The organism is Providencia rustigianii DSM 4541, from assembly GCF_000156395.1.
In the GTDB taxonomy this organism is placed as follows: Bacteria; Pseudomonadota; Gammaproteobacteria; order Enterobacterales; family Enterobacteriaceae; genus Providencia; species Providencia rustigianii.
On sequence record NZ_GG703818.1, the window covers coordinates 92,703 to 106,498 of the forward strand.

The window sequence follows — 13,796 nt, forward strand, 5'->3', positions numbered from 1 at the left end:
CTTCATTTAAGGAAAACCAAGATGAGCGAGCTAGTTCTGTTTACCAATGCCATGTCCCGCGGTAATACCGTCGATTTACTGTTAAAAATGATGGGCGTTCCCTATAAGCGAATTGAATTAGCTTACGGCGCAGAGATGCATACCGCGGAATACCTTGCCATTAATCCGATGGCAAAAGTCCCGGCGTTAGTTGATGGTGATGTGGTGGTCACGGAATGTGCCGCTATTTGTCTTTATCTTGCCGATAAATTTATCGAAAAGGAATTTGCACCTGCATTGAATAGCCCTGAAAGAGGCGCTTACTATCGTTGGTTTTTATTTACGGCGGGTCCAATTGAATCTGCATTTACCGTTCGAGATTTAGGCGTTGAATTAAATGAAGAGCAGCAAAAATCATTCGGTTTCGGTTCCGTTGAACGTACTTTATCCACGCTAGAGATAGGCTTAGCAAGTGCTAAACCCTATATTTGCGGAGCAAAAATTACCGCTGTTGATGTCTATGTAGGCTGCTTTGTGATGTTTTTAATTAAATACTGCAACTACGCCGCCACTCCAGCTATGCAAACGTATATGGATAACTTATCAACCCATCCAGAAATTGCGGCGCTGATGGGAATGTAAACCCAAGATAGATTTAATAATATAAAGTATTTTATATCAAAGTCTGGAGATATCGTCTTCAGACTTTGTACCGCCATCAAGTCAGCTTATTCTACCAGCCAGTTTTTAGTACTCAGTACCTCTTTGGCAATTTGTACCTGTCTTTCCGTCATTATTTGCTTTCTTTCATTCCATTCATCCAAAGCGGCAAGTAATTCCTGAGTTGTTTTTGCTTGTTCATATTTATGCAGCCAATGTACTGTTGCTAGCAGCTCCAATCCTTGAGGAGATTCAAACCCCTCAACAAGAGCAGAGACTCTTTCAAATCTTTCACGAGTCTCTGGATACTGCTGTAAAAATTTTTGTGCCATTTCAACCGAGCCAGAAATCAAGTGAAGTTCTTTATTGGGTATATCCCCACCATCAACATAGCCAGAAATAAAATGTCCCTCAATAATATTTAATACATGACGTAAATTTTCCGCATAAGGACCATAATGTGCTTTTTGATATTTTAATCGTAATGGCTCACCTGCTTCCTGCATAAAATACAATAATTTATGAACCTCCAATAAAGATATGGATGGGTCAAGAGAACCTTTTAAATATCGTTGGATTAACTCAATCAATACAGCACGACCAGTGGTCATCTTTGGTATTTCTTGTTGCTGAGCAACTCTGACATTTCCTACGTCTTCTGAGGGCTCATAAATCAGCACATGAACATCATCTAAAGGTTCCATCGCCGTTTCAATTTTTTGACGAACAATAGTCCAATCTAAACCACCTAAACCCGCTCCTAGTGGAGGAATCGCAATTGATTTAATACCCAGCTTTCGAATATCTTTTACCAGTGCAGATAAGCCTGAGTCGATATCTTCAATAAGGCTAGCTCCACGCCAGTGACGTTTAGTGGGAAAGTTAATAATAAAGCGAGGGTTAGCTAATTCTTGTGTAGTAAAGATAAACATCTTTCCAGGCTGAACTTGTTTTTTCTTACAAGCATCAGCATAAGCCTTAAAGTTATCAGGCCAGGCTTTTTTAAACTGTAATGCAATACCTCGCCCCATAACTCCAACACAGTTGACCGTATTTATGATGGCTTCTACATCAGCACGTAAAAGATCACCTCGAGTTATTTCAATCACTTTCACGGCCTCCTTAGTAATACCAGTCAGACTTAATTGTAACAGGTGGTCGATGTTCTTCCATCCTTAATAATTGGATAACTTTTTGTTGTATATCTTGAGAATGAACGACGATTTGTTCCACTAGATGCCACGGAAAATAACGCTCCATCAAGAATTCAGCTTGTTTGTTTTCTTTGCAATTTTGCCATTGAGTTGCCTGAATATCCTGCCAAACAAGCTGATTGAGTTGTGATAAATCACATCTATCCTCAAAGAAATAAGAGCCCGCATTAGATAACGTAAATGCCCACCTATTCTTATGTTTTTTTGCCCATTGAACGCTAGCATAAAGGTCAGCTTGAAGATGTATAATGCTGTTTTGCCCACCCTGATATGTTAAGTTTGTATTTGTTCCTCTATGTATGACATACAGCATGATAGAGCGAGGACAGAAATAGAAAGGGACACACTGACCAACATATAAATTCGAATGGCTTGATAATTGTAGTTCGGTAAGTCGACGCTTTTTTATATTGCTGATACCTATATTTGTTCCAGATAAATTCTGAAAAATAACTTCAGCATCACATAGCAATCCATTTGAAGCAAAAATTGAACTTAATCTATCAACATGAACAATATGATATATTTTGGGTTCTTTCGGTATGCTCATTAATCATCCTTGTGCTTAACTCGCCTTATTTAAATACATTTAAAAAATCAGACGGTAAAACGGCTCTAAATGAACATAACGATATTAATGCAATAACTCTATCCTAAAATGCCAAAAGGCGCAGATTGACGCTGCGCCTTTTGCTATAGCTAAAGAGAGTTAAATGAAACTTAACGCATTGTCACAAACTCTTCTGCACCAGTTGGGTGAATAGCGACGGTGTTATCGAAATCTTTCTTGGTGGCGCCCATTTTCAGTGCGACCGCAAAGCCTTGCAGGATTTCATCCATACCAAATCCAATACCGTGGATACCTACAATCTTCTCTTCTTCACCGACACACACCAGTTTCATGCGGCATGGTTGGCGATGGGAAGTGACTGCCGTATACATTGCAGTAAATGAAGATTTGTAGCATTTCACCGCGTCTGCGCCATATTTCTCGATAGCTTCAGGTTCAGTCAGACCTACAGTACCAATTGGCGGATGGCTAAATACCACGGTTGGGATATTACTGTAGTCTAAATGTTCATCCGGCTTATTGTTAAATAGGCGCTCAGACAGACGACGACCTGCAGCAACCGCAACTGGCGTCAGCTCAACTGCACCCGTGTTATCACCCACAGCATAAACACCAGCAACATTCGTATTCTGATATTTGTCGACTTTAATGTAGCCTTTTTCATTTAGCTCTACACCGGTCGCTTCAAGATTCAGATTATCAGTCATTGGCTCTCGACCAATCGCCCAAATCAGCGCATCGACAGTTTGCTCATGGCCATTTTCAAGTTTCAAGGTCAGGGAGCCATCGGCATTCTTCACGACTTCTTTTGGAATAGACTCGGTATGCAGTGTTGGACCTTCGGTATTCATCACTTCAACTAAGGTTTCAACAATTAACGGATCAAAAGCACGCAGTGGCGCATGTTTACGCACGAATAAATGGGCTTCGCTACCTAAGCCATTTAATACACCCGCTAATTCAACTGCAATATAACCCGCACCGACTACCGCAACACGTTTTGGCAAGGCTTCTAGTTCAAAGAAACCATCGGAAGTCATACCGTATTCTGCACCAGGAATGGTTGGGATCACCGGACGACCGCCCGTTGCAATCAGAATATGATCTGCCGTATAAATTTCGCCATTAACTTCAACAGTATGGGCATCAACAAAACGAGCAAAACCTTTGATCACATCGACTTTGTTATTGCCAAGTACGCGATCGTAAGATTGGTGGATACGGTCGATATAAGCAGTACGGCTCTCAATTAATTTCTTCCAGTTGAAATCATTGATAGTGGTATCGAAACCATAGTCTGGACCATAGGCGCGAATTGCTTCAGAAATTTGCGCTGCATGCCACATCACTTTTTTCGGTACACAACCGACGTTAACACAAGTGCCACCTAACTCTTTACCTTCAATCAGGGCACACTTTTGTCCGTACATCGCCGCACGGTTCATTGACGCAATACCGCCGCTACCGCCGCCAATTGCAATATAGTCGTAATGTTTGCTCATAACTTGGTGATTCCCATTTGTTGAATTACGAATACGTTAATATTCTCTTATTATGCTATGTAAACATAAACATTTAAGATAGCTATTGCCTGTTACTGCAATAGCTAGAGTCTATTGTTACTCAGGTACAATCCACTCAACTAATGTATGCCCAGTGCCTTCTGGCACCAGCGTTTTATGCAACCATGGCAATACATTTTTCATTTGCTGTTCAAGTTTCCAAGGCGGATTAATCACGATCATACCGGAAGCCGTCATACCGCGTTGGTCACTATCCGGGCGTACTGCCAATTCAATTTGAAGAATTCTGCGGATACCAGTCGCTTCTAACTGGTTCACCATACGCTTAATTTGTTGGCGTAAAACAACAGGATACCAGATGGCGTATGTACCAGTAGCAAAGCGTTTATAACCTTCAACAACCCCTTTCACGACCGTTTCATAATCAGACTTCATCTCATAAGACGGGTCCATCAACATAAAGCCTCGACGGCTTTGTGGTGGTAGTTTTGATTTTAATTGTTGATAACCATCTTCACGGGAGACTTGCGCACGGTGATCTTTTAAAAATTCAGCACGCAATAACGGATAATCACTTGAATGTAATTCCGTTAAAATCAGTTTATCGTCCTCACGCAGCAAATGTTTAGCCAATAATGGGGACCCCGGATAATAACGTAAACGACCGTTTTCATTTAAACGACGCACGATACTCATATAGGGTTGCAGTTCTTCTGGTAAATCTGGTTGATCCCAAATACGCGAAATCCCTTCGAGATATTCACCCGTTTTTTCTGAATGCTCACTCGTTAATTGATAACGACCCGCGCCGGAGTGAGTATCCAGATACAGAAAGGGCTTCTCTTTTTCTTTAAGAGATTCAATGATCAGGCTCTGAACAGTATGCTTAAGAACATCTGCGTGGTTGCCTGCGTGAAAGCTGTGACGATAACTTAACATGTCGCGTTTATTTCCTGAGGGATTTTTAACAGCCACTTTTTCGGCTATTAAATAGAGTCTGTAAAGAGGGTCTGTTGAATAAAAAATAGACCGAATAAATTCTTTCGCGCCATTATAGCTAAAATTAGAGGTAATTGTCATAGCTTCAAAACACAACAAATATTGCATGACCTTTTTTATATAAAAAGTTACCCTAAATTAAATTAGAAACTCTATAAGGAAAACAAATGAAAACAGTATTTGTTGCAGCATCGATTCTTGCTATTTTTTCATTAAATACTCATGCATTAGCCGCTAAATCACCTAATGGCTGTGAAATCAAAAAACAGAATATTGAAAAGCAAATTGAATACGCCAAAGCTAATGGTAATAACCATCGCCTTGACGGTTTACAGCGAGCACTAGACAACGTTAATCGCTATTGCACTCCAGAATCACTGTATAAAGATAGCCAAAAAGATGTGGCAGAAAAACTGCAAGAAGTAAAAGAACGTGAAGCTGAATTGCAAGAAAGTATTCAGAAAGGGGATACCGATAAAGTCGCCAAACGTGAACGTAAATTAGCTGAAGCCAAAACCGAACTTCAAGAAGCTGAAGCAGAATTAAAAACCTTTAAAGATGCTCTGTAATTAAAAAATCACCACTTAATCAAATCATTATTTTCTGACTTTTCTTTCACGCTAATGCCGAATTTTGGATCAATAACGGCATTAGTGTGAAATTATCGGCAAACTTAAGCTATAGTATAAAATAATCTAGCACCGTGAATTATAAGCATATTTTGATAAGTAGTGAAAAAAGGGGAACGCATGTCAAACATGCAAAATGAACAACCAAAAGACGAAAGTAAACTCAAATCCACGCTCAATAAAAGCTTGGATGGAAGTAAAAAAGCACTTTCATTTTCCATGCGCGTAGTCGATTTTGTTTGTGATATTCCTTTTATCGCTCACTTAATTCGTACTGCTCAACGCTTTACTGACCGCATGGGAAATCAGTTTGGCGCTGCGATTACCTATTTTTCCTTTTTATCATTAATCCCCGTACTGATGTTTAGCTTTGCAGCAGCGGGTTTTGTATTAGCTAGCAACCCTGAATTGCTTGAGAAATTAGTCCGTGGAATCTCTGCCAATATTACAGACCCAACTCTGGCAAATACTCTGGAGCAAACCATTGATACCGCAATTCGCCAACGTACCACAGTTGGGTTAACGGGTTTAGCATTAGCGGTCTACTCTGGGGTTAACTGGGTAAATAACTTACGCTTAGCCATTTTGGCGCAATCACGTCCCGTTTGGGAACACAACCAAGCAGAACAAGAAAATATTATTTTCCGCTACGTACGTGATTTTTTTGCCTTGATTGGCCTACTGATTGCCTTGATCGTGACCATTACGCTTACCTCAGTAGCAGGATCGGCACAAGCAACGATTGTCAGCACACTCGGTTTAGACAGTATCGAATGGCTACGTCCCGTATGGACACTGATTGGTTTAACCATTTCTATCGCCGCTAATTTCTTATTATTTTTATGGATTTTTTGGATACTGCCACGTATGCAACACCGCCGCCGTTCACTCCTAAAAGGAACATTATTGGCGGCTATCGGCTTTGAAATTATTAAATCGGTGATGACGTGGATTTTACCGAGCCTCGCATCCTCACCTTCTGGTGCCGCATTTGGTTCGGTACTTGGCTTGATGGCGTTTTTCTATTTCTTTGCGCGATTGACACTATTCTGTGCGGCATGGATTGCCACTGATGAGCCTAAAGGCAGCCAAGAAGAGGTTATTGCACCTTAACTTAGTTGGGGAATGGAGAAATCCCATTCCCCCGCTATTTAGCTCATTTCTTTAATCAATGTTTCCATTAATGTTTTTGCACTCATTTCCCGAGATCTCGCCACTTTCTGCCCAGCCCAATAAGCCGCAAAACCATCATTTCCACACTTTAGAGCCGCCCCATGAAGTTGTTTAGCAACATCGTAGGCAACGGGATAATCAGGTAATTTGTCGGTACCATATTGCTCTGCCAGTTGAATCAATGGGTTGAGAATCCCCCGAGCAGGACGCCCTGAAATAGCGGTAGTTAACACCGTATTATCTGATGTCTGGCTTTTTAATTTGCGGCGATATCCTTCTGTTGCTGCCGATTCAGGACACAACAAAAATGCAGTTCCTAGCTGTGCAGCCGCCGCACCGTTTGCCAGCGCATCATTAATATCTTCGCCATTCATCACGCCACCAGCAGCGATAATCGGTAATTGTGTCTGTTTGACCAGCTGTATAACCAGCTGATTTGTTGTTAATTCTTGATCTATTGCTTGTACATCAAACATTCCTCGATGACCGCCAGCTTCAATTCCCTGAGCAACAATCGCATCAATACCAGCCAGCTCAATCTGCCGAGCTTCATGCAAATTTGTCGCCGTCGCCATGGTATAAATCCCACGCCCCTGCAAAGCTTTCACTATCTCGGGGGACGGAATATTGAAATGGAAGCTGACAACCGCAGGCTTCATGTCTAAAAGGAGTTGCAACATTTCAGGGTTATCTAAAAATGAGAGATAAATCTCATTTAATTGCTCTGGAGGGATGGCATTAAATTGTTGAAATAAGGGAGTTAAACACTCGATCCATGCATGTTCATTTTGGTCATTACGCTGAGGAGGACGATGGCAAAATACATTCACATTAAATGGTTGGTCAGTCAGTGCTTTAGTGGCTGTCATCATCGTTCTTGCCTGTTCAACAGTGCTAGCCCCCAATCCTAAAGAGCCAAGTCCACCTGCTTCACTTACTGCGGCGGCTAACGAGGGAGTTGAAACTCCCGCCATTGGCGCTTGGATAATCGGGTAACGTAAACCTAGGCGACGCATAAATCTATCGGAATTACTCATGCTGCTTCCTTACCTTTCTTTCAATGTGATGTTGGTGAGTACTTATTATTCTTATAGAAAGAACAAAAATACCTGAGCACTGAATAAAATCAATGACCATTAGCACTAGGCAAAATTCTTCGCTTTGAATGTGATGCTGACCTCATTTATTGTGGTAATCATCCACTTCAACGCTTCACCGCATTTAATGAATGCATTTTCCTCGAATAAACTCGCTAAGATATTGGAATCTAATCCCAAAGGATGCCTGACATGTCAATTTCTCAGTTAACAGATTTACCTTGCGGTGTGGTGCTTTACTACCATAATCAACGTCAAAACAGTGTTGGCTCATTCTGTGCTAGAGGTCATGATCTTGTCGGAAATTCCTTAACAATAGATACCCCTCTACGCATCGCTAGTAATACCAAACCGTTTACAGCGGCAGCAATTCTGCGTCTTGCAGAAATGGGTGCATTATTCATTGAAGACAGTATTTCCCATTATATTTCCCCTAAATTTAGCCAATTACTGGCTCAAAAATATGATATTGATGCAATAACCATCGCCCATTTACTGAGCCATAGTAGCGGATTACTGGATCACGCAGATGCGAATTACCTTAAAGATGTTCTAAAGCAACCGGATTATCAATGGAGCCGCTTAGAGCAAATTGAACGCTATGTTCAACAAGATTTTCCGCTGTTTGGCCCTTCAGAAGCGTTTATTTACTCCGATACTGGATACATTCTGTTAGGGGACATTATTGAACGTGCAACCCGACTTCCTCTTGGCGAGGCCGTTAGGGAGCTACTCAGATTTGATGAGGTTGGGCTGAAAACAGCCTATTGGGAATATTTGGAGGCACCAACGACAACAGAGCCTAGAGCTAGACAATATTTGGGCAAACTGGATTGTACAGATGTGCACCCGTCAATGGATACGTATGGCGGCGGCGGCCTGGTAATGTCATCGAAACAAATGGCACTATTTTTTGAGGCACTGTTTACTGGCAAGATTTTTACTAGTCCTGAAACCTTGAATACCATGTTGAGAATGGGAACTCATGAGGGAGCTGAACATTATCGCCTTGGTATAATGGCTAAAAAGGTCAATGGTATAACACTTTACTTTCACTTAGGTTTTTGGGGATCAGTAGCATACTACGAACCTGAAACTCAAACCTGTGTTGCTGGTTTTGTGGATAATCGTGATGAACGAGGTATGTTGATTAATGCCGTGGAATCGCTGCTGACTGCTCAATAAAAAATAGCCCAAGAGGGCTATTTTTATCTATGCCAAACAAACAATAATCAACGCGTCAGCGGCTTGGGAATTGGCAACGCTGGTGCTGGCTCATTCTCTTGCTGTTCAACTACTTTTGAAGCTTCTGGCGATGCATCAACAACAGGAACAGGCAGTGTTGGCCACAAAGTTTGAGTGAATTTTTGGCGAATTTGCTCGGCATCCATCGTCTGTTTTTCTTTTGGCTGAGCTAATACAATTGCAGCCTCTTGAGAAAGTAAACGACGCGCTTCCATATTCACTTGATCAATATTCTGAGAGCCTAAGAATGTCTGTCTTAGCAATTGATACTGTTCTGGGGCGATATCCACCACACCATTTTGCTGAGAAATCAAACGCTGGCTGATTAATACATCTGTACTGGTACGCGCGTACGCAGCAAACAGCTGAGATAATTGCAGTTGTTTCTCTTTCATCATGGCATTAAACAGTTCGGGATCAATACCATTCTGATTAATCGTCGCTAGCTCACTCAGCATCACATCCGATACTGCCGCCATTTTTTCTGGTGACGCAGTCACTGCCAGTGTACAACTCGCTTTTTGGTATTGTACTCGGCAATCTAATCCAGAAGTCACTTCATCCCCAGGAAACTTCTGGTTAAAAGTTCTCTGTAATGAACGATAAATCGCTTCACGGGCTAAATCACTACCCCAGTAACGTAGAAGAACATTCGAATCCTTAATCGGCAACCAATCAATATCCCAAATCAACGATAACGTATCCTTTGATTGGTTTTCTTGAAGAATATCGATGGCTTGTGGCTTCACTGCCGATAATACTGCAACCGCAACAGGCTCAGAACGCTTACCTTCTAAAGGGGAGAAGGCTTGAGTAATGCTGTCTGATAACATGCGAGCGTCGACATGACCCGCGACATATAATGTCATCACATCAGGGGTATACCATTTTTGGTAAAACGAATTCACACTCGCCAAATCCACATTGCCGTTTGGTTTCTGACCAGGGTCATAACCTAACATCGCAGACCCATTTAAACGCGCACGCCAAACAGGATCATTGGCATTGACAGGTAAGGTTGCAACAGGAAGATTTTTAACGGTAAGTCCGTTATGTAGCGAGGTTTCTGTATATTTTGCACCAGCTACCGAAGTTGCTAACCAATTTAACGCCTGTTTAACTAAATCAGGACGGTTATTTGGTAAGCTTAAGCTATAAATTGTGTAGTCGTAAGAGACAACCGCTGGAGGAAGTGGCATGTCAGGATCACTAGCCTGACGCCAAAAATCTTGTAATACGCTAGCTGGGAACGCTTCAGTTTGATGGTACAACGCCATTCTAGGAAGCAGATAGCTGTAACCCTTTTCACTGGCCTTTTCTGACAATGAACCCGTTTTAATAGCTAACCGAAGTTGAATGCGATCATTTGGGCGTTGTGGTGTTTGTAATAACTGCCAATTAAAGCCATTCTCTAGCTTTCCTTGCTGCCATGCTGGATCAGGTTGTAATGCTTCAGCACTGGAGAAACCAGTCACTGACAAGAGAACAACACCGATAATATACCGAACTTTCAAGCCCTGCATGTAGACCCCTATGTTTTTTATATCCTTGTATTTAACCGTAAATTGCAACAAATGAATTAACGAAAAGCGCTAATTTATCAGGTTAAGCGACATAATTTGGTTTTATCAAATTTCTATTTATCACTATACCCGAGAAACCATCGTTGCATGTTATTGCGAGTATTGGGCACGCCTCAGCAACCTGAAGCATTATCATTGTTAATCAACATATTAATCACCCGAACTTCAGCACTAACAATCTGATAGGTATATGTAATGATATTAGACCACAAACCTCAGAACATGTTCATGGCTTAATCTGAATTTTGTCGTTTTATTTGACGATTATAACCTTTGGCCAATAGTCCCAGTTCATCATCTTGATGATATTCAGGTGTTTCCAGATGATTAACCGCTTGAGAAGACTGTAATTCGCTGGCCATTTTACGCAGTGGTCTCACGATCATCCGGCTGACACACCAAGTCATCGCGATGGCAATAATCAATGCCAATAGCAAGTAAGTGGTGGTGAGTAACGCAAAGGTATTCAGTGCGAAACGATATACACGATTCGAATCAACCCGAAGCGTCAAATACCCTTGAGGTTTAGCTAATGGAGCCATCGTACCATACGCATACAAGGGCACCGTGACTTCCACGGGGATACCAATCATCGGTAATGACCATTCTGGGATCGGTTTCGGCGTCGAAAAACTTAAATTCATGACGGTGACATTATCAACGGTCACAATCGCATTACCCATAATCCCGGAAGTCTTCAAGCTCACTAACAACCTTTTCGCTTCATTTAAATCTGAGCTCAATAGTGAATCTGTTAATGGCTTTTGAATTTGAACCACCGCATTACTCAGCTGATTTAGATAATCTTGCTTGCGCTGATCCAAAAGATAGGTGAATTGAATAGTTAAAAAAAGGGCGAGAAAAAGTAACGTAATCACAAAGAATACGATCATACTCTTAAACGTTAGTGAGCGCTGGACTCGGATGTTCATTCCCACAACCTTCCTGATGCAAACTGTTTTTTCAAAGAAAAAAATAGGAGGAATAGTATACTTGATTTTAGACGTAAAAGAGCATCTTTAGAAAAGAAAGATTGCGTATTTGGGATAATCTCCAAATTAACCGCTATGGGGAATGAGAGCCGTATAAATAAACGGCAGAATTTTACTTTCTGCCGTTTTAGGTGATTAATTTACTGCAATACCCTGTTTTTCATCTTCTTCAACGGCGAAACAAGCAACCAATTGCTCATGGTAATTCGTTAACGCAGGCTGAGATTGAGTACAGGTACCAAATGCACGTCGGCAGCGAGCCGCAAAAGCACACCCTGGTGGTGGATTTAGCGGACTAGGTAACTCGCCAGTTAGCTTGATACGGTCACGTCGCATATCTGGATTTAAGCGAGGTGTTGCTGAAAGTAACGCCTGCGTATAAGGATGTAGAGGGTTATTAAAAATTTGCTCTTTAGTCCCTTTTTCCACACAACGCCCTAAATACATCACCATCACCTCATCCGCAATATGTTCAACCACCGATAAGTCATGGGAAATAAACACATACGAAAGTCCTAGCTCCTGCTGCAAATCCATCATCAGGTTCAAAACTTGCGCACGTACAGAAACATCGAGTGCAGATACAGGTTCATCCGCCACGACGATATCAGGATCAAGCATCAATCCGCGTGCGATAGCAATACGCTGACGCTGACCACCAGAAAACATGTGTGGATAGCGGCTATAGTGCTCTGTTTTCAGACCAACTTTTGCCATCATCGACAACACTTTTTCTTTACGCTGCTCTTTCGTCAGCGATGTGTTGATGATCAGTGGTTCTTCAAGAATCTGTCCTACTTTTTTACGTGGGTTTAAGGAGCCATAAGGATTTTGAAACACAATCTGAATTTTTTGGCGACGCAATTTTTCTGCCGCTTTATCTTCGACTAATAAGTTTTGATCTTGATAATATAGCTCCCCTTCAGAGGGCTGCTCTATCATGGTTAACAAGCGACCCAAAGTAGATTTACCACAGCCCGACTCACCAACAACCGCGAGGGTTTTGCCTTTTTCTAATTCGAAAGAAACACCATCCAACGCTTTTAGGGTTTTCTCTTTTGAAAAGAGTCCTCCTTTGATGGAATAATATTTTTTCAAATCCACCGCTTTAAGTAACGGAGTTCCATTTGTACGTTGCTCACTCATAATGTTGGTCTCCCCATATCATCCAGCGGCATATGGCATTTCACTTGACGATCCCCTATCGTTTGTAATTCTGGCTCTTCTTCTCGACAGCGATCTGTCGCATAGGGACAACGGGGATTGAGTAAGCAACCTTGTGGTCGGTCATATTTCCCTGGAACAACCCCCGGTAACGATGCCAAACGCGATTTATTGCTGGCAAACTCCGGCAAGGCGCGTAATAACGCTTGGGTATAAGGGTGTCTCGGATGCTTAAAAATATCCTTCGCTTTGGCTGATTCCACCACTTGTCCCGCATACATCACAATAATATGGTGAGCCGCTTCAGAAACTAAGGCCAAGTCATGGGTAATCAGCACTAATGCCATGTTTTCTTGCTGCTGTAATTCCAGCAATAGTTCGATGATTTGTGCCTGAATAGTCACATCGAGCGCCGTTGTGGGTTCATCCGCAATCAGTAATTTTGGGCGGCAGGCAATCGCCATCGCAATCATCACTCGTTGGCTCATTCCACCGGATAATTGATGGGGATAAACATCGAGACGTGATTGTGGATCTGGAATTCCCACCATATTGAGTAGGTCAATTGCACGCTGTTTACGGGTACTTTTATTTCCCCCTTGGTGAACCTTCAGCGCTTCCATAATCTGGTATCCCACCGTGAAGCAAGGATTCAGACTGGTCATTGGGTCTTGGAAAATCATCGCCACATCAGCACCGACAATTTGTCGGCGCTCTTTTTCAGGAATAGATAGCAGATCACGGCCATCGAACAGTAAGGATTGTGCCATGACTTTTCCGGGATAATCGATTAATCCCATAATAGCCAGAGAGCTCACTGATTTCCCTGAACCTGACTCACCGACAATCCCAACAACCTGTCCTTTTTCAACACTATAGCTGATGCGGTCAACGGCGCGAAACGGGGTTCCTTCGTCACCAAAGTGAACCGAAAGTTGTTCTACATTTAACAATGCCATTAGATTTA

General features: G+C 42.0%; 13 protein-coding genes. 4 read left to right on the forward strand and 9 right to left on the reverse strand.

The window, feature by feature from the left end; genetic code table 11:
- The first annotated feature begins 21 nt into the window (after window positions 1-21).
- Complete coding sequence (locus PROVRUST_RS05525) at window positions 22-621, forward strand: glutathione S-transferase family protein (RefSeq protein ID WP_006813740.1); 600 nt, start codon at window positions 22-24, stop codon at window positions 619-621.
- Window positions 622-707: 86 nt separating this feature from the next.
- On the opposite strand, the gene darG is transcribed toward PROVRUST_RS05525, so the two are convergent.
- The 4 genes from darG to PROVRUST_RS05545 all read right to left on the reverse strand — a co-directional run bounded on the left by darG (window position 708) and on the right by PROVRUST_RS05545 (window position 4,886).
- Window positions 708-1,748, reverse strand: a complete 1,041-nt coding sequence (gene darG, locus PROVRUST_RS05530; RefSeq protein WP_039854900.1) for a type II toxin-antitoxin system antitoxin DNA ADP-ribosyl glycohydrolase DarG — start codon at window positions 1,746-1,748, stop codon at window positions 708-710.
- 13 nt (window positions 1,749-1,761) lie between these two features.
- Window positions 1,762-2,403, reverse strand: coding sequence for a type II toxin-antitoxin system toxin DNA ADP-ribosyl transferase DarT (gene darT, locus PROVRUST_RS05535; protein WP_006813742.1), 642 nt, complete (start codon window positions 2,401-2,403; stop codon window positions 1,762-1,764).
- 170 nt (window positions 2,404-2,573) lie between these two features.
- Window positions 2,574-3,926, reverse strand: coding sequence for a glutathione-disulfide reductase (gorA, locus tag PROVRUST_RS05540; protein WP_006813743.1), 1,353 nt, complete (start codon window positions 3,924-3,926; stop codon window positions 2,574-2,576).
- 117 nt (window positions 3,927-4,043) lie between these two features.
- Window positions 4,044-4,886: a 23S rRNA (adenine(2030)-N(6))-methyltransferase RlmJ gene (locus tag PROVRUST_RS05545; RefSeq protein ID WP_039854902.1), complete on the reverse strand. Its 843-nt coding sequence runs from the start codon at window positions 4,884-4,886 to the stop codon at window positions 4,044-4,046.
- Window positions 4,887-5,113: 227 nt separating this feature from the next.
- On the opposite strand from PROVRUST_RS05545, the gene PROVRUST_RS05550 reads away from it, so the two are divergent.
- Together PROVRUST_RS05550 and yhjD are read left to right on the forward strand one after the other, a co-directional pair.
- Window positions 5,114-5,515 carry a DUF1090 domain-containing protein gene (locus tag PROVRUST_RS05550; protein ID WP_006813745.1) on the forward strand — a complete coding sequence of 134 codons (402 nt, stop codon included), beginning with the start codon at window positions 5,114-5,116 and terminating at the stop codon, window positions 5,513-5,515.
- A 180-nt stretch (window positions 5,516-5,695) separates the two neighbouring features.
- A complete protein-coding gene (gene yhjD, locus PROVRUST_RS05555) occupies window positions 5,696-6,688 on the forward strand; it encodes an inner membrane protein YhjD (protein WP_050767610.1) in 993 nt (330 codons plus the stop codon).
- A gap of 38 nt (window positions 6,689-6,726) precedes the next feature.
- Here yhjD and PROVRUST_RS05560 read toward each other — a convergent pair whose 3' ends face one another.
- Complete coding sequence (locus PROVRUST_RS05560; RefSeq protein ID WP_006813747.1) at window positions 6,727-7,785, reverse strand: NAD(P)H-dependent flavin oxidoreductase; 1,059 nt, start codon at window positions 7,783-7,785, stop codon at window positions 6,727-6,729.
- A gap of 252 nt (window positions 7,786-8,037) precedes the next feature.
- Between PROVRUST_RS05560 and PROVRUST_RS05565 the strand changes: the two genes are divergently transcribed.
- Window positions 8,038-9,030: a serine hydrolase domain-containing protein gene (locus PROVRUST_RS05565; RefSeq protein ID WP_039854544.1), complete on the forward strand. Its 993-nt coding sequence runs from the start codon at window positions 8,038-8,040 to the stop codon at window positions 9,028-9,030.
- Between the two features lie 47 nt (window positions 9,031-9,077).
- Here PROVRUST_RS05565 and PROVRUST_RS05570 read toward each other — a convergent pair whose 3' ends face one another.
- The 4 genes from PROVRUST_RS05570 to dppD form a co-directional block, all read right to left on the reverse strand.
- The gene (locus PROVRUST_RS05570; RefSeq protein WP_039854547.1) at window positions 9,078-10,613 is read right to left on the reverse strand and encodes an insulinase family protein; all 1,536 of its coding nucleotides are present in this window, start codon (window positions 10,611-10,613) and stop codon (window positions 9,078-9,080) included.
- Between the two features lie 293 nt (window positions 10,614-10,906).
- Window positions 10,907-11,605: a HAMP domain-containing protein gene (locus PROVRUST_RS05575; RefSeq protein WP_039854550.1), complete on the reverse strand. Its 699-nt coding sequence runs from the start codon at window positions 11,603-11,605 to the stop codon at window positions 10,907-10,909.
- 195 nt (window positions 11,606-11,800) lie between these two features.
- Window positions 11,801-12,811 carry a dipeptide ABC transporter ATP-binding subunit DppF gene (gene dppF, locus PROVRUST_RS05580; protein ID WP_006813754.1) on the reverse strand — a complete coding sequence of 337 codons (1,011 nt, stop codon included), beginning with the start codon at window positions 12,809-12,811 and terminating at the stop codon, window positions 11,801-11,803.
- Entirely contained in the window at window positions 12,808-13,788 is a 981-nt protein-coding gene (gene dppD, locus PROVRUST_RS05585) for a dipeptide ABC transporter ATP-binding protein (RefSeq protein WP_039854553.1), read from the reverse strand. The genes dppF and dppD overlap by 4 nt, the downstream gene beginning before the upstream one ends.
- Between the last annotated feature and the right edge of the window lie 8 nt (window positions 13,789-13,796).

Excerpts from the sequence above, each read along its gene's own strand:
- dppD (WP_039854553.1), bottom strand. The coding sequence starts at position 13,788 with ATGGCATTGTTAAATGTAGAACAACTTTCGGTTCACTTTGGTGACGAA.
- darT (WP_006813742.1), bottom strand. The coding sequence starts at position 2,403 with ATGAGCATACCGAAAGAACCCAAAATATATCATATTGTTCATGTTGAT.
- dppF (WP_006813754.1), bottom strand. The coding sequence starts at position 12,811 with ATGAGTGAGCAACGTACAAATGGAACTCCGTTACTTAAAGCGGTGGAT.
- PROVRUST_RS05565 (WP_039854544.1), top strand. The coding sequence starts at position 8,038 with ATGTCAATTTCTCAGTTAACAGATTTACCTTGCGGTGTGGTGCTTTAC.
- PROVRUST_RS05550 (WP_006813745.1), top strand. The coding sequence starts at position 5,114 with ATGAAAACAGTATTTGTTGCAGCATCGATTCTTGCTATTTTTTCATTA.
- PROVRUST_RS05560 (WP_006813747.1), bottom strand. The coding sequence starts at position 7,785 with ATGAGTAATTCCGATAGATTTATGCGTCGCCTAGGTTTACGTTACCCG.
- PROVRUST_RS05545 (WP_039854902.1), bottom strand. The coding sequence starts at position 4,886 with ATGTTAAGTTATCGTCACAGCTTTCACGCAGGCAACCACGCAGATGTT.
- PROVRUST_RS05525 (WP_006813740.1), top strand. The coding sequence starts at position 22 with ATGAGCGAGCTAGTTCTGTTTACCAATGCCATGTCCCGCGGTAATACC.
- gorA (WP_006813743.1), bottom strand. The coding sequence starts at position 3,926 with ATGAGCAAACATTACGACTATATTGCAATTGGCGGCGGTAGCGGCGGT.
- yhjD (WP_050767610.1), top strand. The coding sequence starts at position 5,696 with ATGTCAAACATGCAAAATGAACAACCAAAAGACGAAAGTAAACTCAAA.
- PROVRUST_RS05570 (WP_039854547.1), bottom strand. The coding sequence starts at position 10,613 with ATGCAGGGCTTGAAAGTTCGGTATATTATCGGTGTTGTTCTCTTGTCA.
- PROVRUST_RS05575 (WP_039854550.1), bottom strand. The coding sequence starts at position 11,605 with ATGAACATCCGAGTCCAGCGCTCACTAACGTTTAAGAGTATGATCGTA.